Origin of the sequence: Salinibacter pepae (assembly GCF_947077775.1) — a bacterium.
GTDB classification, from domain to species: domain Bacteria; phylum Bacteroidota; class Rhodothermia; order Rhodothermales; family Salinibacteraceae; genus Salinibacter; species Salinibacter pepae.
This window is the reverse complement of the sequence record NZ_CAMTTE010000001.1, coordinates 3,317,028-3,335,512: the sequence shown is the minus strand read 5'-3', so window position 1 is coordinate 3,335,512 and position 18,485 is coordinate 3,317,028. Positions and strand designations below refer to the sequence as shown.

General features: G+C 65.9%; 15 protein-coding genes and 1 riboswitch. Of the genes, 5 read left to right on the top strand and 10 right to left on the bottom strand.

Features of this window, described 5'->3' with window-relative positions; all coding sequences use genetic code 11:
* Positions 1 to 117: 117 nt before the first annotated feature.
* The 3 genes from OJA40_RS14055 to OJA40_RS14045 all read left to right on the top strand — a co-directional run bounded on the left by OJA40_RS14055 (position 118) and on the right by OJA40_RS14045 (position 3,040).
* Positions 118 to 1,758: an amidohydrolase gene (locus OJA40_RS14055; RefSeq protein WP_208427472.1), complete on the top strand. Its 1,641-nt coding sequence runs from the start codon at positions 118 to 120 to the stop codon at positions 1,756 to 1,758.
* Positions 1,759 to 1,876: 118 nt separating this feature from the next.
* Positions 1,877 to 2,389 carry a cyclic pyranopterin monophosphate synthase MoaC gene (gene moaC, locus OJA40_RS14050; RefSeq protein ID WP_208427471.1) on the top strand — a complete coding sequence of 171 codons (513 nt, stop codon included), beginning with the start codon at positions 1,877 to 1,879 and terminating at the stop codon, positions 2,387 to 2,389.
* A 48-nt stretch (positions 2,390 to 2,437) separates the two neighbouring features.
* Entirely contained in the window at positions 2,438 to 3,040 is a 603-nt protein-coding gene (locus OJA40_RS14045; RefSeq protein ID WP_208427470.1) for a hypothetical protein, read from the top strand.
* Between the two features lie 25 nt (positions 3,041 to 3,065).
* On the opposite strand, the gene OJA40_RS14040 is transcribed toward OJA40_RS14045, so the two are convergent.
* From OJA40_RS14040 to rpmE, 5 genes are all read right to left on the bottom strand, one after another.
* The gene (locus tag OJA40_RS14040; protein WP_208427469.1) at positions 3,066 to 4,016 is read right to left on the bottom strand and encodes a hypothetical protein; all 951 of its coding nucleotides are present in this window, start codon (positions 4,014 to 4,016) and stop codon (positions 3,066 to 3,068) included.
* 36 nt (positions 4,017 to 4,052) lie between these two features.
* Positions 4,053 to 4,520: a hypothetical protein gene (locus tag OJA40_RS14035; RefSeq protein ID WP_208427468.1), complete on the bottom strand. Its 468-nt coding sequence runs from the start codon at positions 4,518 to 4,520 to the stop codon at positions 4,053 to 4,055.
* 76 nt (positions 4,521 to 4,596) lie between these two features.
* A complete protein-coding gene (locus tag OJA40_RS14030; RefSeq protein WP_208427467.1) occupies positions 4,597 to 5,385 on the bottom strand; it encodes a PspA/IM30 family protein in 789 nt (262 codons plus the stop codon).
* A gap of 67 nt (positions 5,386 to 5,452) precedes the next feature.
* On the bottom strand, positions 5,453 to 6,838 hold the full coding sequence (locus OJA40_RS14025; protein ID WP_208427466.1) for a thymidine phosphorylase: 1,386 nt from the start codon (positions 6,836 to 6,838) through the stop codon (positions 5,453 to 5,455).
* A gap of 148 nt (positions 6,839 to 6,986) precedes the next feature.
* Positions 6,987 to 7,241, bottom strand: coding sequence for a 50S ribosomal protein L31 (gene rpmE, locus OJA40_RS14020; RefSeq protein WP_208425965.1), 255 nt, complete (start codon positions 7,239 to 7,241; stop codon positions 6,987 to 6,989).
* Between the two features lie 178 nt (positions 7,242 to 7,419).
* Positions 7,420 to 7,543: riboswitch (SAM riboswitch) on the top strand.
* Positions 7,544 to 7,636: 93 nt separating this feature from the next.
* Here rpmE and OJA40_RS14015 point away from each other — a divergent pair.
* Positions 7,637 to 8,860, top strand: a complete 1,224-nt coding sequence (locus OJA40_RS14015; protein ID WP_208425964.1) for a trans-sulfuration enzyme family protein — start codon at positions 7,637 to 7,639, stop codon at positions 8,858 to 8,860.
* A 76-nt stretch (positions 8,861 to 8,936) separates the two neighbouring features.
* Here the strand turns inward: OJA40_RS14015 and uvrB are convergent, their stop codons facing one another.
* Positions 8,937 to 11,012, bottom strand: coding sequence for an excinuclease ABC subunit UvrB (uvrB, locus tag OJA40_RS14010; protein WP_208425963.1), 2,076 nt, complete (start codon positions 11,010 to 11,012; stop codon positions 8,937 to 8,939).
* A gap of 360 nt (positions 11,013 to 11,372) precedes the next feature.
* On the opposite strand from uvrB, the gene OJA40_RS14005 reads away from it, so the two are divergent.
* The gene (locus tag OJA40_RS14005) at positions 11,373 to 11,723 is read left to right on the top strand and encodes a hypothetical protein (RefSeq protein WP_263792579.1); all 351 of its coding nucleotides are present in this window, start codon (positions 11,373 to 11,375) and stop codon (positions 11,721 to 11,723) included.
* Between the two features lie 30 nt (positions 11,724 to 11,753).
* On the opposite strand, the gene OJA40_RS14000 is transcribed toward OJA40_RS14005, so the two are convergent.
* The 4 genes from OJA40_RS14000 to accD form a co-directional block, all read right to left on the bottom strand.
* Entirely contained in the window at positions 11,754 to 13,592 is a 1,839-nt protein-coding gene (locus OJA40_RS14000) for an FG-GAP repeat domain-containing protein (protein WP_208425962.1), read from the bottom strand.
* Positions 13,593 to 13,643: 51 nt separating this feature from the next.
* Positions 13,644 to 14,717 carry a YncE family protein gene (locus tag OJA40_RS13995; protein ID WP_263810924.1) on the bottom strand — a complete coding sequence of 358 codons (1,074 nt, stop codon included), beginning with the start codon at positions 14,715 to 14,717 and terminating at the stop codon, positions 13,644 to 13,646.
* 84 nt (positions 14,718 to 14,801) lie between these two features.
* Positions 14,802 to 17,192 (bottom strand): choice-of-anchor B family protein, encoded by a 2,391-nt coding sequence (locus OJA40_RS13990; protein ID WP_263810923.1) that lies wholly within the window; start codon positions 17,190 to 17,192, stop codon positions 14,802 to 14,804.
* 348 nt (positions 17,193 to 17,540) lie between these two features.
* Positions 17,541 to 18,386, bottom strand: a complete 846-nt coding sequence (accD, locus tag OJA40_RS13985) for an acetyl-CoA carboxylase, carboxyltransferase subunit beta (protein WP_013061687.1) — start codon at positions 18,384 to 18,386, stop codon at positions 17,541 to 17,543.
* Positions 18,387 to 18,485: the final 99 nt, after the last annotated feature.

The window sequence follows — 18,485 nt, the reverse complement described above, 5'->3', positions numbered from 1 at the left end:
TCATGATTTTGTGTAAAGCGCTTTCAGTCACCCGTTCTTTACGAAAAGCGCTTTCATAAAATCACCTGATTTGGACCTATCGTCTTTTGATACCTCCTACTGCTCGCTTTTCTTCCGATGTCCCCTTCCGAGTTCCTGATCACGAATGCCCGCGTGTACCCCGTTAATGGCGGTGATGGCGGGCCCGTCCCCGCCTCGGCCCTGGCCGTCCGCGACGGCCGTATTGCCGGGGTGGGCTCGCCCGCAGAGGCCTCGACGGCCGTTCCGGAGGCCCGGCGCATTGACGCCGAGGGACGGACCATCGTGCCCGGCTTCGTCGACGCCCACGCCCACCTGCAAGAGCTCGGGCTGGCCCTTCGGCGGGCCGACCTCACCACCGCCGCTTCTCCCGACGCGGTTGTTGAAGAGCTCCAAGCATTCGTCGCCGAGCACGACCCTCCGTCCGCCACGTGGCTGCGGGGCCACGGGTGGGACCAGACCGAGTGGACGCCCGCTCGCCTCCCCACCCGTGACGTTCTGGATGCCGCGTTTCCGGAGCGTCCCGTCTGGCTCACGCGCACGGACGTTCATGCCGGGTGGGCCAACACGGCTGCCCTGGAGGCCACCGTGGGCCTCGACCGCCTCTACGAGATGAGCGACCCCGGCGGCGGGCACATCCACCGCGACCGCACCGGCACCCCTACGGGCGTGCTGATCGATGCCGCGATGGCCCTCGTTGAGGACCACATCCCGCCCCCCAGCGAGACACAACAGGACCGCGCCCTCTCTGCCGCCCTCCGCCATACTGCCCGACGCGGCATCACGAGCCTGCACGACGCCGGGGTAGGGCTCTCGGCCCTCCAGCGGGTTCAGGACTTCCTTGAGGAGGATCGCTTCCCGCTCCGGCTGTACGCCATGATCAATGGGGGCGGGGAGACGCTCGAGCATTTCTGTGATCGGGGCCCGCTGCACCACGCGTCCGGCCGCCTCGACGTGGAGTCGGTCAAGTTCTTCGCCGACGGCGCGCTCGGCAGCCGCGGCGCCGCCCTCCTTGACGACTACGCCGATGCGCCGGGCACCCGCGGCTTTCTTCTCCACGACAGCGACGCGTTCCGGGAGCACGTGCGGGTGGCGCACGAGTGTGGGTTTCAGGTCAACACCCACGCCATCGGCGACCGGGCCAACCGTCAGGTGCTGGACGCGTACGAACACGTCGCCCGGGAGAGCACCCGTCCGCTCCGCCGGCCTCGGATCGAACACGCCCAGGTCGTGGCCCCCGACGACCGCCCCCGCTTCGGCCGCCTCGGCGTGATCGCCTCCGTCCAGCCGGCATTTGCGCCGAGCGATCACGGCTGGGCCCCGGCGCGGCTCGGCCCAGACCGACTCACCGACGCCTACGCGTGGCGAAGCCTGCAGGAGGCGGGCGCCCGCCTCGCCTTCGGGTCCGATGCGCCGGTCGAGCCCCCCGACCCGATCCGGGGCTTTTACGCCGCCGTCACGCGCCGGGACGCCGGCGGAGCGCCCAACGGGGGCTGGCAGCCCGACGAGCGGCTGTCCCGCGCCACGGCCCTTTACGCCCACACCCAGGGCGCCGCGTACGCTGCGTTTCAGGAGGGCGAGATCGGATCCATATCCGTAGGCAAACGCGCCGACTTCGTGGTACTCTCTCAGGACCTCATGACGGTGCCGTCCGACCATCTACTGGACACGGACGTCGTGGCGACGTATCTGGGGGGCACTCCGGTGCACACAACCCCCGACTGGCCGGACGCACACTAATCACTCCCCCTCTCGCGTTTTGAAACCAACGGGCCCCCTCCCGATTCGAACGGACGGAGCATCCTCCCCGGGTCTTGCTCCGTGTGTACGCATTCATTTCGCTTTTGCTGACTGACCTATGGCCGATCCTTCTACACTTACCCACCCCGATCCCGAAGGAGGCGTCCGCATGATGGACGCGTCCCAGAAGTCGGATTCCGCCCGGACGGCCGTCGCCGCCGGACGGGTTCACCTGGGCGAGGAGGCGTTCCGGCGCGTTCGGGAGCACGACATCGAGAAGGGCGACGTCCTCACGACCGCCCAGATCGCCGGCATCATGGGGGCCAAACAGACCGACAAGCTCATTCCCCTCTGCCACGATGCCACCATCAACGGCGTGGAGGTCGACTTTACGTTCAACGAGGACGAGCAGGCCATCGATGTCCGGGCCTTTACGAAGTCCTTCGGCGTAACGGGGGTCGAGATGGAGGCGCTGACGGCGGTTTCGGTCGCCTCCCTTACGATCTACGACATGTGCAAGTCGGTCACCAAGAACATCCGCATCGGCGACGTGCACCTGCGCGCCAAGACCGGCGGACAAAGTGGGAACTGGAAGAGCAAGTCTGAGGACACGTCCCCCGCCGAATCCTAGCCCTGTCTCCGCCCGACCACGGTTTCCTTTCCCTCAGCCGGCCGCCCCATGTCTTCCGACGCCCCTGACGCCGCCCTCAACCGCGTGGCCCGCTTCACGTCGTTCGCCACGGTTGGCACCCTGGGCCTCACGCAGGACCTGACCCACGCCGTGCTCGAAAGCATCGGCGACATGGAGGGGGCCGACCCGGAGCTCGTGGCCGAGGAGACGCTCTGCCTCATCGCCACGGCCACCGCGCGGGCCGCCGAAGTCGGGCTCGAAGAGGAGCCCGACCGGGCCCCAACGATCATCGAAACGCTGCTCGACCTTCCGTTCACGTACCGGAACTACCTCCTCGGGAAGGCAATGGTGGCCGAGGAGCGGCCGGAGCTCTCGGAGGTGGCCGAGGAGGTGCGCGCCCGGCTTGAGGAAAAGCGTGCCTTCTACACCACGCACTTGCCCGACGGCCAATTTCCCGGGCCCCACGCACTGGGCGACAAGATGGAGCTGTGGATGGGGCGCGTGAGTCCCCCAAAGCTTCCAGAGACCCCTCAAGAACGATTGGATTCGCTCGGCCTGGTCGACCCGACGGTCGCTCACCTCAAGCTTGTGCTCGCCTACGGGCGACGAGGGGTACCGCCCCTCGGGTCCGCAGCCGAATCGTCTGAATGAGGCTGCCAGTAGCCCCCCGTAACGGCTACTCCCGGACTCGGGACTGGGACGCCCGCTCCGTCGCCGTGTCTTCGGGATCGGACGGGGCCCCAGTGGCGCTGTCGGGCACGTCAAGTGCCCCGTCCGTGGCCCCATCCAGCTCCGCGTCAAGCGCATCCAGGTCCTCCGCCATCTCGTCGTCGAGGTAGTCGGTGGGGGCGGCGAATACGTCTTCGATCTCGCGGATGGAGCTCTGGGTTTCCTCCACCTCCTGCAGCAGGGTGTCGAGCTGGGCCGTCACCTCCTCCGGGTTCTGCAGCGTCCAGGACTGCTCGTGGATGTACCGCACCACGTCCTCGATGGTGCTGAGCTGCGCACCGATGATCTCCAGGTTTTCGTGGGCCTTGCGGAGGCGCGCCAGCCGGCGCTCCAGTACCTTCAGCCGTCGCTGCTTGACGGCCCGCACCCGCTCGGCGTCATCGGCCATGTCCTTCTTCAGCGCATCGATGGACTCGAGGATCTGCGCCTCCGTGGCGCTGTCCATAAAGGCCCGATACCGCTCCCGCTGGTGAAGCAGATCGAGGTACGAGTCCAGCAGGCCGTCAATCTTGTCGACGTGACTCCCCAAAAGGCCCTGCGAGGCGTAGCTGAGCTTTTGGTAGTTCGCCTGGATTTGCTCTTTGAGCTTCCGGAGCTTGGCGTAGCGGCGCTGGCTCTGGTTGCGGAGCTGGCTGAAAATTTCGCGCTGGGACGGGGCCTGGTGCTGCTCGGAGCGCTTCTCGGCGCGAACGTACCGCTGGAACCGGTCGTGCCGCGGCATCACCCCCAGGTAGAGGAGCTCCGCCCCGCCCCCCAGCAACAGGAGGAGCTCCGGCAGCCAGGCGGGAAGAACCCCGATCAACCCGAGGCCCGCCGCCACGGCCACGACCGTGATCAGAAACACCAAATTCCAGGTGTTGAAGAGGGCCTCCTTCGTGTAGTTGATGTCGTCGTCCATGACGGGGCAGTTGTTCGGGCTACGAAGCTGTTCGGGCTACGAAGCGTCGTCGGCACGGAGGTCGCCCATGCGGCCGATGGTTTTGTCGGGCCCCTCCGGATGCGGCTCGTCTGCCGCCTCGGAGGCAGCCGATTCGTCGGCATCGGGCGCCGCCCCCGGACGCGTGGACGATTCGGTCTCCTCCGCCTTCATCCGACGGACGAGCTGCTCGGCGCGCTCGTCCCGGAGGGCCTCTTCGGCCTCGCGGAGCCCTTCATCCTCCTCCCACTCGTCGTCGAGAGCCACCTCGAAGCGGGCCTCCTGCTCCGCGACTGCCCCCCGGAGCCGATCCACGAGCGACTCGGTCTCGGCCAGCAGGCGCCGGGCGCCCTGCGTCATGCGCCGCACGACGCCCTGGACCTCCTCTTGCTGCTTCAGTTGGTCGAGGGTCGCTTGGAGGCGTTTTTTGGCCCGCAGGTGCCGCTTCTCGGTCTCCTTCAGCCGCTGAAATTCGTCGTCGGTCATGGCTAGGTCGAGGGCGGGTTGTGCGCGCTGGGTCGGGGCGTTCAGACTTGTCAATCAGCAATCGCCCGAAACCGAACTACTCCGACTTGTTGCGCTGCTTGCCGATGGTCTTCGACGGCTCCTCAAGTTCTTCGTCCTCGGGCAGGTCGATCGTCTCTTCCTCCACGGACTCCGAGTCCAGCGACTCCTCCTCCTCGACCATGCCCATGTCGGCCTTGAACTCGTCGACGACCTGCTGGGCCCGCAGCTCCTCGGCGTCTTCCTCAATCTGGAGGGCCTCGGTGTCCACCGAATCGAGGGCCATCTCCATCCGGGCCTCGTTCTTGGCGGATTCCTCATCCAGGCGCCGCACCATCTCGTCGTGGGTCTGGTCCAGCCCCGACACCTCAAACTGCTCCATCGTGTCGGCAATCTCGGCCTGCCACTGCGCCCGCTCGTGCTGGCGGAGGGCATCCTTCGCCTCCTGAATTTTCTGCTCCTTCTCGCGCATGAAGGCCTTTTTGACCTTAAGGGCTTTCTCGTAGGCCCGCTCGGCGCCCGTGAGCTGTTCCTCCGTCCGCTCGAGGCTTTCCTTCTGGTCCTCCAGCCGCTTCGCGTACTTTTTGGCAATGTCTTCGCGGTCGGACTTGAGGGCGGTCTTGATGCGGTTGGAAAGCTGCTCGACCCGGTCTCTTGTCTTCTTGACCTCCTTCTCGAGCATGATCTTGTTCGCCTTCACCGTGGCGATGTTCTCGTTCATCTCCGGGACCTGATCGTTGAGCTCCCGGATGTTTTGTTCGAGAATCGTCCGCGGATCCTCCATCGCCGAGACGGCGCCGCCGAAGAGCGACTTTACTGCACGCTTGAATCGGGACCAGATAGACATGGCACGGGGAGCGGTATCGAAGGATCGGCGAATGTGCAGTTCATATACTTTGCACGGAAGTGGATTGTTACACCTCTTCCGCGGCGCCCTCCGATTCCGCGGCGCCCTCCGACAGACGGGTCCAGCCCTCGGCGTCGTAGCGGGCCTGCAGGGCCGGGGCGGCGGACGGAGGTGTGTCGGAGAAGGTGTACGCGCTACGCACGGCGGCCCGAACGGCCTCCAGGTCGGGCGTTCCGCCGGCGTGGAGCCGGGCGAGCACGTCCCCGTCGTCGACCGGATCTCCCGGCTTCTTGAGCCGGCTCAGGCCGGCGATCGGGTCGACCGACGCCTCTTTCGTCTGGCGTCCGGCCCCGAGCCTTACGGCGGCCTGTCCGATCGACAGGGCGTCGAGATCCGCGACGTAGCCCCCCGCCTCGGGCGGCGCGGTTACTTCGGCCACCGATGCACTGTCAGGCCGCCCGTCCGGATCGTCGAGGACCATTGGGTCTCCTCCCTGTGCCTCAACGAGGGACCGGAACTGATCCAGCGCCGCCCCGCTCGCGATGGCCGCGCGGGCCCTCTCCCGGCCCTCCGCCGGCGTCTCCGCGGCGCCGCCCAGAACAATCATCTCGCCGGCCAGGCCGCGGACAATTTCCATGAGGGCGGAGTCGGCGTGCTCCCCCTGCAGGCAGGCAATCGCCTCTCGAATCTCGGGCCAGTTTCCCACGGCCCGCCCCAGCGGCACGTCCATGTTCGTCATGACCGCCACGACGGGCGTGTCGTGCTCGGCCCCGATGGCAACCAGCGTCTCGGCCAGCGTTCGCGCGTCGGCGTCCGTCTTCATGAAGGCCCCGCGCCCGCACTTCACGTCGAGCACGAGGGCGTCGTTGCCCTCCGCGAGCTTCTTGCTCATGATCGAGGCGGCAATGAGCGGGATCGAGTCGACGGTGGCCGTGACGTCGCGGAGCGCGTAAATCTTCTTGTCGGCGGGGGCCACCGCCCCGGTCTGCCCGGCAATGACCCCGCCCACCTCTTCCACCTGCCGCCGATACCGCTCCACGCCCAGGTCCGTACCGAAGCCGGGAATGGATTCGAGCTTGTCGATGGTGCCGCCGGTGTGGCCGAGCCCGCGCCCGCTGAGCTTGGCCACCGGCACGCCGCAACTGGCGACGAGGGGCACGAGAATCGGGGACACCTTGTCGCCCACCCCGCCCGTCGAGTGCTTGCCCACCTTGGTGCCCGGCACCGAGGAGAGGTCGATGTGGGTGCCCGAGTGGAGCATCGCGTCGGTCAGGGCGGCCGCCTCCGCGGCGGAGAGCCCGTTGAGGTACGCCGCCATCAAAAACGCGCTCATCTGATAATCGGGGACGGTGCCTTCGGTGTAGCCGTCCACGAGGGCCCTGAGATCGGCCTTCGACAGCGACTCGTCGTCACGTTTGGCCGCGATGAGGGGGACGGGGTTGACACTGCTCATACGACTGGAGAATGGTGGGTGGGTGGAACGAGGGGCGGGGGCATGCCTGGATTCCGACCGCCGGCCTCCGACAGGCTCTCCCCTGAAAAACGAAAAGGCCACCCGCTGGGCGCAGGTGACCTTCGCCATTCGAAATGGGACCCGTGGCCTACTCGTCGGCGGTGTCTTCCGTCTCTTCGTCGTCTCCCTCGTCGTCATCGGTAAGCCCGTACCGGCGGTTGAACTTCTCGACGCGGCCGGCCGTGTCGACGAACTGACGGCGGCCGGTGTAAAAGGGGTGGTTTGTCGAGTCGACCTCGGTCTCGTACGAGTCGGTTTCCATGGTGGACCGGGTCGTCATCTCGGTTCCGTCCGCGAGTTGGATGGTGACTTCGCTGTACTCAGGATGCAGGTCGTTTTGCATAATGGGGCCGTCGGTGGACTCGCTCAGTCAGTCAAGAAGCATCGTCGACATTGGTGCACGACATTGTCCCCCGAAAGTTTCGGGGACGTGTCGCCCGTGCGTGAAGAACGAGCGAGGGCCACGCGCCCCAACGCATCGGCTTCTTGACACCCCGCCTCCCGTTCCTTAGAGTTATGGTGTCTCATCAAGAACGACCGAGGGAACAGGCCCGTCGACGTCGTGGCAACCGGATCGCTTCGCCCATCGGAGCGATCGTCCTGGTGCCAACTCCTGCCCCGAACGCCTCTGGGGACAGATGAGAGGAGTGCTTCGGCCGCGGCCATCTGCGTTCCAGGGCTCGTCCTCTGTCGTCTTGGTGAGGCTCCACGCTTCTGCTCACCGAGACGACTTTTCTTATGGACCTGGACCCGGAAACCATTCTCTCCCTGGCGGGCCAAGACGTCGACGATTCCTACAACAGCGTCGTCCCGCCCCTCTATCAGTCGGCAATCTTTCAGTTCGAGGACGTCGGCGAGACGAAAGGCTACGACTACACGCGCAGCGGCAACCCGACACGTGCCTCCCTGGAAGAGACCCTCGCCGAGCTCGACGGCGGGGCGGGCGCCGTGGCCTGTGCCACGGGCATGGCCGCCGTGTCGACGGTCACCTCGCTCTTCGGCGCCGATGCGCACCTGATCTGTGCCCACGACTGTTACGGCGGCACGGAGCGCCTTTTCTCCCACCTCGACGACCAGGGCAAGCTCTCGGTCTCGTACGAGGACCTGTCCGACCACGACGCGCTGGCGGACGCCGTGCGCCCCGAAACGGAAGCCCTCTGGGTGGAAACGCCCTCTAATCCCCTCCTTCGCATCGTCGATCTGGAGGCGCTCGCCGAGTTTGCCGACGCGCATGGCCTGCGCCTCATCGTCGACAACACGTTCCTCTCCCCGCTCCTGCAGCGGCCCCTCGACTACGGGGCCGACCTCGTGGTGTACTCGACGACGAAGTACCTGAACGGCCACTCGGACGTGGTGGGCGGCGCCATCATCGCCCGCACGGAGGCTCTGGCCGACCAACTCGACTTCACCGCAAACGCGCACGGCACCGTCGCCGCCCCGTTCGACAGCTGGCTCGTGCAGCGCGGGGCGAAGACGCTGCCGGTCCGCCTGCGCCAGCACGAGACCAACGCCCGAGCCCTCGCCCACTTCTTGGACGACCACTCGGCGGTGGACCGCGTCTGCTACCCCGGCCTCCGCACCCATCCCAGCCACGAGCTCGCACGCGCCCAGCAGAACGGATACGGCGGCATGGTCTCTTTTTTCGTGGACGAGGAGCAGGTCGACGTGAACGAACTGCTGCGCTCCACCGACGTCTTTGCGCTTGCCGAATCGCTAGGCGGCGTGGAGTCGCTCATCGAGCACCCCGCCACCATGAGCCACGCCTCCATGGCCCCCGAGCAGCGCGAGGACGCGGGCATCACCGACGGGCTCATCCGCCTCTCCGTGGGCATCGAGTCGACCGACGACCTCCGGGCGGACCTGAGTCAGGCCCTCACGGCAGGCGCCGAGGCGGCGGCGAGCGGGCACGACACGCCCGCTCCCGCAGAGGCCCAAGTCCCGTCCTCAGAGGGAGCGTGCTGAGAGGCTGCATCCACGGTCCCGGCGGGGGGTCGGAAGCGAGCGGCCGTTGCCCTCCCTGCTCCCCCGCCTCGACATTCTACTCTCCGCTCTCGGCGAGCTCCTCCTCCAGCTCTTCGATGCTGTCTCGGAGCTCGGCGGCCCGCTCAAACTCGAGGTTCTCGGCGGCCTCTTCCATTTCTTCTCGCATCTGGTCGACGAGGTCCTCCTTCTGGTCCTCCGAGAGGTACTCGACCACCGGGTCGGCCACCTCGCTGGAGAGCTGATCCGGGCTGCCGTAGTGGTGCCGGGAGCCGGACTCTTCTCCCTCGCTCTTCTCGTCGGCGATCGCCGTGCCCATCTTGATCTCGTCGGGGGACTTCCGGATCGGTTCCGGCGTTACGTCGTGTGTCTCGTTGTACTCAAGCTGCCGCTCGCGCCGCCGCTCGGTCTCGTCGATCATTTTCTGCATCGCGTCGGTGATTTCGTCGGCGTACAGAATCACCTCCCCGTTCACGTTGCGGGCGGCACGGCCGGCCGTCTGGATCAGCGAGGTCTCCGAGCGCAGAAAGCCCTGCTGGTCCGCGTCGAGGATGGCCACGAGCGATACCTCCGGCAGGTCCAGCCCCTCCCGCAGGAGATTCACGCCCACGAGCACGTCGTACTCCCCCAGGCGCAGCCCGCGAATGATGTCCACCCGTTCGAGGGCGTCGATGTCGGAGTGCATCCAGCGGACGTCCACCCCGTAGCTGTCGAGGTAGTCGGCCAGGTCCTCGGTCATCCGCTTCGTAAGGGTCGTTACGAGCACGCGCTCGCCCTTCTCGGCGCGTTTGCGAATCTCCTCCATCAGGTCGTCCACCTGATTCCCGGTCGGCCGGACGTCGACCTCGGGGTCGGGAATGCCGGTGGGGCGCACCACCTGTTCGACGAAGACGCCCCCACTCTGCTCCAGCTCGTAGTCGGCCGGGGTGGCGCTCATGTAGATGGTCTGCGGCGTCAGCTCCTCGAACTCCTCGAACGTGAGGGGGCGGTTGTCGAGGGCCGACGGGAGGCGAAAGCCGTGCTCCACCAGCTTCAGCTTGCGCTGCCGGTCGCCGTTGTACATGGCCCGCACCTGCGGGATCGTGACGTGGCTCTCGTCCACCACCAGCATGAAGTCGTCGGGGAAGTAGTCGAGCAGGCAGTAGGGGCGCTCGCCCGGCTCGCGGCCGGTCAGGTGCCGCGAGTAGTTCTCAATGCCCGAGCAGTAGCCGACCTCCTGCATCATCTCAAGGTCGAACATGGTGCGCTGCTCCAGGCGCTGGGCCTCCACCATCTTGCCTTCCTCCCGCAGCACCGCCAGCCGCCAGCGCAGCTCCTCCTTGATGTCCTCGATGGCCCGTTCCAGGCGATCGTCCGGGGTGACGAAGATCTGCGCCGGGTACAGGGTAAACTGGTTCACCTCCTCCAGTTCGCGCCCGCTCTCCGGCTCGAACAGGGCCAGGCGGTCGATCTCGTCGCCCCAGAACTCGATTCGAAGGGCGATCTCCTCGCGGTAGGCCGGGAAGATGTCCACCACGTCCCCACGGACCCGAAAGGTGCCGGGCGTGAATTCGATGTCGTTGCGCTCGTAGAACAGGTCGATGAAACGGCGCAGCAGGTCGTTGCGCTCCACCTCCAGGCCCCGCTCCAGCGGCAGGATCTCTTTCTGGAATTCCGCGGGCGAACCGAGGCCGTAGATGCACGACACGCTCGCCACCACGATCACGTCGTCCCGCCCGCTGACGAGTTCGGACGTGGCCCGGAGCCGCAGCCGCTCGATGCGGTCGTTGATGGCCACGTCCTTCTCGATGTAGGTGTCGTTGGGGACGATGTACGACTCCGGCTGGTAGTAGTCGTAGTACGAGATAAAATACTCAACAGCATTATCGGGGAAGAACTGCTTCAGCTCCCCGTAGAGCTGGGCCGCCAGGGTTTTGTTGTGACTCATGACGAGGGTCGGCTTGTTCACCTCCTCGATCACGTTTGCCACGGTGAAGGTCTTGCCCGTCCCCGTGGCCCCGAGCAGGGTCTGGTGCTCGTCGCCCCGCCCAACCCCGTCCACGAGCTCGCGGATCGCCTGCGGCTGGTCGCCCATGGGCTCAAAGTCCGACTCGAGCTGAAACTGATCCGTCCGGTCGTTCAGGACCTCCGTCATGTCCGCATCGCGATTGTTTGCAGAGAAGAGTCACAAAGGAATTGAATCCGCTCGCATCTGTTGGGTTTTGACCGGTCCTTCAGAAATTTCACCGACGTCATCGTCCGCGTCACGGTCCAGTCGGGGGCTCTATCAGGCGGTTCAACGGAGAGGTACCGTACATTCCAGAACTCGTCGCTGAATCTTGACCGGTTTCTGACAAAAAGATGTGGGCGCACTCCTAGTTTGGAAGCGGTTCCATATTTAAAGGATGCCTATTTCTATTCTGTGTCGGCCTAAGTCAGCAGGCCGGCGCGAATTCGCATGCCCGTCGGTACGTCGCCCATCGCCTGCGCTCTTTCCAATATGCTTGCCCCCACGGTGTCCGCTCAGTCTGACGAGGCGTCTCCCGATTCCGAGGGCTCGTTTTCGCCCGCCAAGCTGCCTCTCGACCGTCCCGCATCGAGTCTTGAGGAGGCGGTCGAGCAGTTGCAGGGCCGGCCCGAGGAGGAACTGCAACGGGCCCGGAAACACCACCGCCGCGCCCTGACGGCCCTTCGGGACGGGGCGTACGAGGCCCTATCGGAGGAGACGCGCGATCGGCTTACGAATCAGTTCCGCTCTGGCCTGCGCGCCTTGAATCAGGCACTGGACGAGGCAGGGGCGTCCCCCCCGGACGACGGCACCTCCTCGTCGACCTCGCTCGGGGATGTGCTCACGGGGCTGTGGTGATGATCCCGGGCACGAGCGCCCCAAGTCCCTCTACTCCGTGGCGGACGAGGGCTGGAAGAGGACAAGCCCGCCACGCTTCCCCCCCACGACGAGGTCCGTTCTGCGATCCCCGTCCAGGTCCCCCCAGGCTGGCGTAGCATTTCGGGGAATGCCGTCGAGGTTAACTGAGGTGGGCGGCCCGAACTTCAAGCCATCGGTGCCGCCCTGGTTGCGAAGCAGGACCAGCCCCGTCTTCGTCCCGACCAGCAGGTCCAACCGCCCATCGCCGGTCGCGTCGTGGAGCGTGGGGGCGGCCCGTCCGTTCAGCTCTGCGAGCGTGACGCCCTCCGAGGCGAAATTCGGGGACGCCTCCCCCCCCGTGTTGCGGTGGAGCGTGAGGGTCCCGCTGGCAGTGCCCAGCACGAGGTCCGGCGCGCCATTGTCCGTCACGTCTCCCAGGGCCGGCACGACGTTGCTCCCGCCCGACAGGCCTTCCAGGGCCCCATCGACCGCGTCAAACGTGCCGTCGCCCTGGTTCTCGTGGTAGGAGAGGGCGCCCTGCCAGGTCCCGAGAATGAGGTCGTCGGTCCCGTCGCCGTTCAGGTCAGCGAGGGCCGGGGCGTAACGGTACGCGTCCGGCAGGTCCAGGGGCGAACGTTTCCGGAGGCGAGGGGGGCCGTCGTCACCGGTGGGGGTCAGCGGGTACACCAGAGAAGTCTCGCCCTGGGTCGGGTCGATTTTGTTTGCCACGAGCACGTCGGTCTGGCCGTCTCCCTGAATGTCCCCGAGGGCGACGGTGCTTTCGCTCCCCACGTCGATTCCCCCCGCAAACTGGCGCGTCCGGAGCTGATATCCGTCCGCCGTGTGCTCGTAGAAGTAGAAGTTGTCCGCGAGACTGCTGTTGGACCCGCTCGATCCCCCGAGGACCCCCACGAACAAATCCGGGCGTCCGTTGCCGGACCAGTCGGTAAAGGCGGGGGCGTTGTACCCGCTGGTCAAAAGCGGATTCGACGACGGAAAGCGCTCCGGCTGTCCACTGAGAACGGGGTTGCCGCAGGTCCCCGTGTTCTCGATGAGGAGCAGTCCAGGCTCGAAGAAGTCGCCCCAGAACAAGTCGGAATCGCCGTCGCCGTCCACGTCCGCAAAGGTGAGGGTGTTGGCCCCGTGAAGCGACGGCCCCTTCTGGCCCGTCCCCCCGACAATCCTAATGCCCTCAAACTCGTCCGTCACGTGGGCGAACTGGGGCATGCCTTCCGTCCCGTCGACCGACTCGTAGCGGGTGATGGTCCCGTCGAGCCGCCCCAGGAAGAGGTCCAGCCGACCGTTGCAGCCAAGGTCCGTGACGTTCGGGATGTTCTGACGGTCCGAGAAGATGGGCTCCCCCTCCACGGTCCGCAACGTGTCGGCGTACAGCTCAAACGTCGGCGCCGTGGCCGAGCCGACGTTCCGATAGGCGCGGAGATGGCTGTACGGCTCTTCCGTGAGCAGATCGGGCACCCCGTCCTGGTCAAGGTCCGCAAACCGGTACCATTCGCCGATTTGCAGGTCCCGGTAGTGGTCCGTGCGCCACACGAGGCGCGAGGAGTCCCCCTCGGTGACGTGCTCGAAAAACGCGAGCTGGCCGGGACGTTCCTGGACAAAGAGATCCGAGTCCTCGTCCCCGTCAATGTCCACAAACTGCGGGCGCGGCGCGTTGAAGCCGCCGTAGAACGGGTTCGAAATGAGGGCGCCGTCGGTGTCGGCGACCTCAATGGACGGCGCCACTACGCGCTGGTAGTCGTCCGGAAACGAGGCCGACGAGGCGTCCGGAGACACCGATTGCGAGGACCCGGCACAGCCCACCAGGAAGATTCCGATGAGGCCGACGAGGAAGGCACGAGCATGTGGCATCGAGACGACAAGGGCAGTCACGTCAGCGGAGCACGAGGATTCGACCGGCCGCTAGGAGCCAGTGGGCTGCGCCCCGCCAAAGGTGCCAACCCCGGTGGGATAAGTCCCCACCTCGATTACCTTCACGATCTCGTTGGTTCGCGTGTCGATCACCGTCACCGTTCCGGCCTCGGGATTGTCTCCACGGGGCTCGTAGGTGCCCTCGCGGTTGTTGTTGGACACGAAGAGATGCCGTCCGTCGGCCGAGAGGACCGTGCCGTGGGGCTGGGCGAGGCCGTCCCCCCGAATCGTAGCCTGCACCGACGCGTTGTCGACGTCCACCACACTAATCGAGTTCGACATCTTGTTCGGGACGTAAGCCAGGCCGCTTTGGCGACCGATGACGGGATGCCACGGCTGGCTCCCCACCGCGAGGGTGTCGGTCACGGACAGGGACGGGGCTTCACTGGCGTCGAACACGAGGAGCTGGCCCGTCTTCTGGCCCCCGGCAATGAGCGTTGCCCCGTCGGCCGTCGCCGCAAACTGGACCGGGGTTTGGGTCGTCCCCTCCAGCCGCGTCAGCTGCGTCTCGCGCGTGTCCGTGTTGATGCCCATCAACTGGTTGGTGCCCAGGCTCGCAATGAAGGCGTGCTCCCCGTTTGGCGTCACGGCCAGGGGATGAGGACGCGGAAAAAACGTCCCGACCCGTTCCATGATCTCCATGTCGGACCGCTGAATCATGCCCAGGCTCTTCGGCGGGTTCACGGCGCTCATCGATCGGCCCGCGTACAGCACGTCCTTCGACGGATCGAGGGCCAGAAGCCCCGGCACCTCGAAGTCGTCGAGGCGCGCAACGATCTCATTCTGCCGGTTTATCTTGAGGATCGTGTTCGCCCCGATCAGGCTCACGTACCAGTGGCTCCCGTCGGGCTCGGCCACGACGTGGTGCGGCTTCGCGTTCTCCGAGAACCCGCGTTCCTTGAGGTCAACGGTCGTCTCGACGGCCATCGACGCCATGTCGATCACCGAGACGGTGGCCTCGCCCTGATTGCACACGTACAGCTTCGGGCTTGAGGCCTGCCCCCACGCCGGAAGTGTGGCGCACAGGAGCATGCCGACGATCAAAAGCGAAAGGAAACGACGCATGATCACGCGTGAGAATATCGGTTCGGGAAAATCAAACCAGTGCGGCCGCGCGGACGATGCCGCCGCGGGCCCCGACACCCTGTTCTAGAGCTCCTGCTGTGATTCCTCCAACACGAACAGGCCCTCGCCAATGCTCGACACGATGATGATGCCGCTTTCGAAGTACGGGTAGTTGCTCCAGGAGCCCTGGAAGCCCGCCTCATTGCTGTCGTACGGCTGCGTGTCGAAGTGGGCCACCTCTTCTGGGCTTTCGCGGTCGCTGATGTCGAGGATGCGCAGTCCACTTTTGTAGTTGGACTGGTACATCGTGGTGCCCCGCACGTAAAGGTTGTGGTCGGAGGACTCGTTGGACAGGTACAGCTGGTTCACCAGCTTCGGGTTGTCGAGGTCCTTCATGTCCCACACCAGCGTCCGGGTCTGACCCGCCTTGCCCTGCAGCTCGTCCAGCTCGTCGTTCTGGTAAAAGTAGCGCTGCTGTTCGTCGAACCAGCCCTGGTGAACGTAGCCGTAATCCGGGTACGAGGCCGTCGAGATGGCCGAGGTGCTGTCCTTGTTGGTGACGTCCGCGACGCTGATCGCCGTCTCGTTGGAGCCGACGCAGATCTCGCGGCCCTGATACTCGGGATCCGGGCCTTCGTAGACGACACACTGGGCATCGTGGCTGTAGCCGGTGCCGGAGCGGCCCGTGGAGGGGTCGGAGAAGCAGCCCTCAAAGGTGGGATTGAGTGGGTCCTGAATGTTGATCATGTGGAGCCCGCCGCCACAGGTCTTGCCGCCGCCGCTACTGCCCACGGCGTAGGCGTAGCCCGTCTGCTCGTTGATGACCACGTTGTGGACGCTGTTGACCTGATCGTAGAGGGTGTCGTGGTCGAACGTCACGGGCATCTGGTCGGCGTCCACGTCGCGGAGACGGGTCAGGTCGAAGACCTGCATGCCGTGATCCCCGGCGTTGTCCGCCACCACGAACGCGTGGTTGTCGTAGACCTTGATGTCCCGCCAGGAGTTAATCCGGGCGCCCTCCGTCAGCGGCAGTTCGCCCACGAATCGCGGATTGGTTGGGTTGCTCACGTCCACGAAGGCCGTTCCGTCGGTCCGGCCTACGAGGGCGTACTCCGTTCCCGTCTCCGGGTCGGTCCAGCCCCAGATGTCGTTCAGGCTGATGCCGCGCTCACCGCCAATGGCCTTGATGGGGAGGAAGGATTTCATGTCGACGCCTTCACAGGAGAACTGGGCGACGCTGCCGTCCGTGCAGTCTCGCTCCTCGCCCGTCATGGCACTGAGGGCCTGTCCGGTCGAGGGGGCAATGGGGGTCGTGCGAGTCCACTCGCCGGACGCGATGGCGTAGAGCCCCATCGTGCCGGCTCCGTGGTCGTCCCCTGGCAGCCCCGTCGCAAGCACGTCCTCATTGCCTGCGAGCGTAGCCCCCAGTCCATTGCCGGATTCCGTCCCGGGGTGCGTCACCCGGGTGACGCCGGTCCAGGCCCCCTCGCTGTGTCCGTAGCGGTAGAGGGCCCCGCTCCGGTCCGACGCGCCCGGCGCCCCGACCCACAGGTCCGTGCCGTTGTAGGCGAAGGCCGCCCCGAAGAGGTGACGGGATGCACCGTCGAACGGAAGAAGCCGGCCGTCGACGGTCCAGCTCTCCGCCTCCGCGTCGAACGAGAGGGTGTACGCCAGCCCCGTTGCGTCGTAGGCCCGCGGGGCGCCGACGAGCACCTGATCCCCGACCGCCTCGATCGCCGTACCAAATCGGGCGTTGCTGCTTAGCTCTCCGGGCGTGATGGTCTGGAGCTCCGTCCAGCCGTCGGTGCCCTGGTGGAAGGCCACGACGGCCCCTCCCTCGTGCTGCGGCGCCGTGGCGAGCAGGTGGTCCCCGGACGTGAGCAGGGCACTCGCAAACCCGGCGTCCGCCCCCACCTTCTCACTCCGGAGCGTTTCGGTCTGTTGCCAAGTCCCGTCCTGCCGCTCGAAGACGTGGACGGCACCAGTCGTCAGCGTGTCCCCCTCCGTCATCGACACGGTCGCGGAGGTACCGACGAAGAGCCGATCGCCGTCCAGCACCACGCTCTGCCCGAAGTCCGAGGTGCTGTCGGCAGCCGTCAGGCGGGCGCTCTGGGCCCACCCGTCCGCGCCCGGTTCAAACACGTAGGCAGCGTTGGCCGACGGGGCCCCCACAACGACCTGATCGCCCGCCGCGTCGAGGGCCGAGCCAAAGCTGTCGCCGACTTCACCGTCGGTCGCCTCGAAGTAGGCGGCTTCCGTCCAGCCGTCCATTTCGTCTTCGTAGACGTACACCCGCCCAGGGGTGTGGATGTTCTGCGATTCCCCAACGAACACCCGGTCGCCCTCCACATCCAGGGCACGGCTAAAGCCGTTCATCTGAACGGCCGAACCGGTGGGCGTCGTCTGGGCCGAAGCGGGGAGGCCCCAGACCACGAGACAAAGTGCGATGCTGAGGAGGAGCGATATTCGTTTCATGAGGATCGGAGGAGGTATCCGCGGAAAGTACGAAGCGAGAATCAAGACCGAACGACATTCCATGATAGCCATCTCCGTCGATGGGGTTTCGGAGATGCCACCAGGCATTCTTCACACCCTCGTAATGAGACCTGGGCGCTCGGGAAGGCCTTTCACGGTCCGATCGTGGCCTGATGTCCGGCCCCCACGCAGAGGGCCTCCCGGTCTGGAGGTGGCGGGTCGGGACGGGACCCGACCAATCTTCTCTGCCCGTCGGGAAGGATAACGTTTCGCCGCACAAAAAAATAAAGGGCCGGTCTCAACGAGCGGAGGCCGGCACCAAGACGGGGCGAAAATGGAGGGGGCAGCCTACTCCATCAGGAGGTTGAGCAGCCGGATGATGCGACGGCGGAGGCGACGCCGGTCCACGATCATGTCGACGAACCCGTGCTCCTGCAAAAACTCCGACTTCTGGAACCCCTCCGGCAGATCGGACCCAATCGTTTCCCGGATCACGCGCGGCCCGGCAAACCCGATCAGCGCGTCCGGCTCGGCGATGTGGATGTCCCCGAGCATTGCGAAGGAGGCCGTGACGCCGCCCGTGGTGGGGTGCGTTAGGATGGAGATGAACGGCAGCCCCGCCTCGTCGAGCCGGGTAAGGTGCGCACTCGTCTTGGCCATCTGCATGAGGCTGAGGGCCCCTTCCATCATGCGGGCCCCGCCGCTCTGGGCAATGGTAATAAGCGGCATGCCCTCCGTGTAGGCGCGCTTGATCGCCCGGGCCACAGTTTCCCCAACGACCGATCCCATCGATCCCCCAATGAAGCTAAAGTCCATGCCCGCCATCGACACGGGATGTCCCCCAACGGAGCCGGTGGCCGCCTGAACGGCCTCGTTTTGGCCCGTCTCCTCCACGGCGCTCTCCAGCCGCTGGCTGTAGGGCTTGCGGTCCTCAAAATTGAGGGCGTCCACCGAGCGGAGGTCGGTGTCGTGCAGGTCGTAGTCGCCGTCGTCAAACAGGAAGCCGAAGTACTGGTGGCTGTCCATCCCGAAGTGGTACCCCGACCCGGGGAAGACGAGCAGGTTTTCTTCCAGTTCGCGCCGGTTGGTGATTTCGCCGGTCTCCGGGCACTTCACCCACTGCCCCTCCGGCATTTCATTCTGTTCTTCGCGGGTGGTACGAATGCCGGCCTTCTCGCGCCGAAACCAGGGCATAGCAGGGGAGGTGACGAGTGGGAAAAATCGTGTGCGAACCAGCAGGGGGCCCAGGGGGCGGGGATCGCCCTAGCAGAAAATCAGAAACGCCGCCCGTAA

What these genes read in the sequence shown, in the direction of transcription:
- OJA40_RS14055 (WP_208427472.1), top strand. Translation starts at nt 118, where the DNA reads ATGTCCCCTTCCGAGTTCCTGATCACGAATGCCCGCGTGTACCCCGTT.
- moaC (WP_208427471.1), top strand. Translation starts at nt 1,877, where the DNA reads ATGGCCGATCCTTCTACACTTACCCACCCCGATCCCGAAGGAGGCGTC.
- OJA40_RS14045 (WP_208427470.1), top strand. Translation starts at nt 2,438, where the DNA reads ATGTCTTCCGACGCCCCTGACGCCGCCCTCAACCGCGTGGCCCGCTTC.
- OJA40_RS14040 (WP_208427469.1), bottom strand. Translation starts at nt 4,016, where the DNA reads ATGGACGACGACATCAACTACACGAAGGAGGCCCTCTTCAACACCTGG.
- OJA40_RS14035 (WP_208427468.1), bottom strand. Translation starts at nt 4,520, where the DNA reads ATGACCGACGACGAATTTCAGCGGCTGAAGGAGACCGAGAAGCGGCAC.
- OJA40_RS14030 (WP_208427467.1), bottom strand. Translation starts at nt 5,385, where the DNA reads ATGTCTATCTGGTCCCGATTCAAGCGTGCAGTAAAGTCGCTCTTCGGC.
- OJA40_RS14025 (WP_208427466.1), bottom strand. Translation starts at nt 6,838, where the DNA reads ATGAGCAGTGTCAACCCCGTCCCCCTCATCGCGGCCAAACGTGACGAC.
- rpmE (WP_208425965.1), bottom strand. Translation starts at nt 7,241, where the DNA reads ATGCAAAACGACCTGCATCCTGAGTACAGCGAAGTCACCATCCAACTC.
- OJA40_RS14015 (WP_208425964.1), top strand. Translation starts at nt 7,637, where the DNA reads ATGGACCTGGACCCGGAAACCATTCTCTCCCTGGCGGGCCAAGACGTC.
- uvrB (WP_208425963.1), bottom strand. Translation starts at nt 11,012, where the DNA reads ATGACGGAGGTCCTGAACGACCGGACGGATCAGTTTCAGCTCGAGTCG.
- OJA40_RS14000 (WP_208425962.1), bottom strand. Translation starts at nt 13,592, where the DNA reads ATGCCACATGCTCGTGCCTTCCTCGTCGGCCTCATCGGAATCTTCCTG.
- OJA40_RS13995 (WP_263810924.1), bottom strand. Translation starts at nt 14,717, where the DNA reads ATGCGTCGTTTCCTTTCGCTTTTGATCGTCGGCATGCTCCTGTGCGCC.
- OJA40_RS13990 (WP_263810923.1), bottom strand. Translation starts at nt 17,192, where the DNA reads ATGAAACGAATATCGCTCCTCCTCAGCATCGCACTTTGTCTCGTGGTC.
- accD (WP_013061687.1), bottom strand. Translation starts at nt 18,386, where the DNA reads ATGCCCTGGTTTCGGCGCGAGAAGGCCGGCATTCGTACCACCCGCGAA.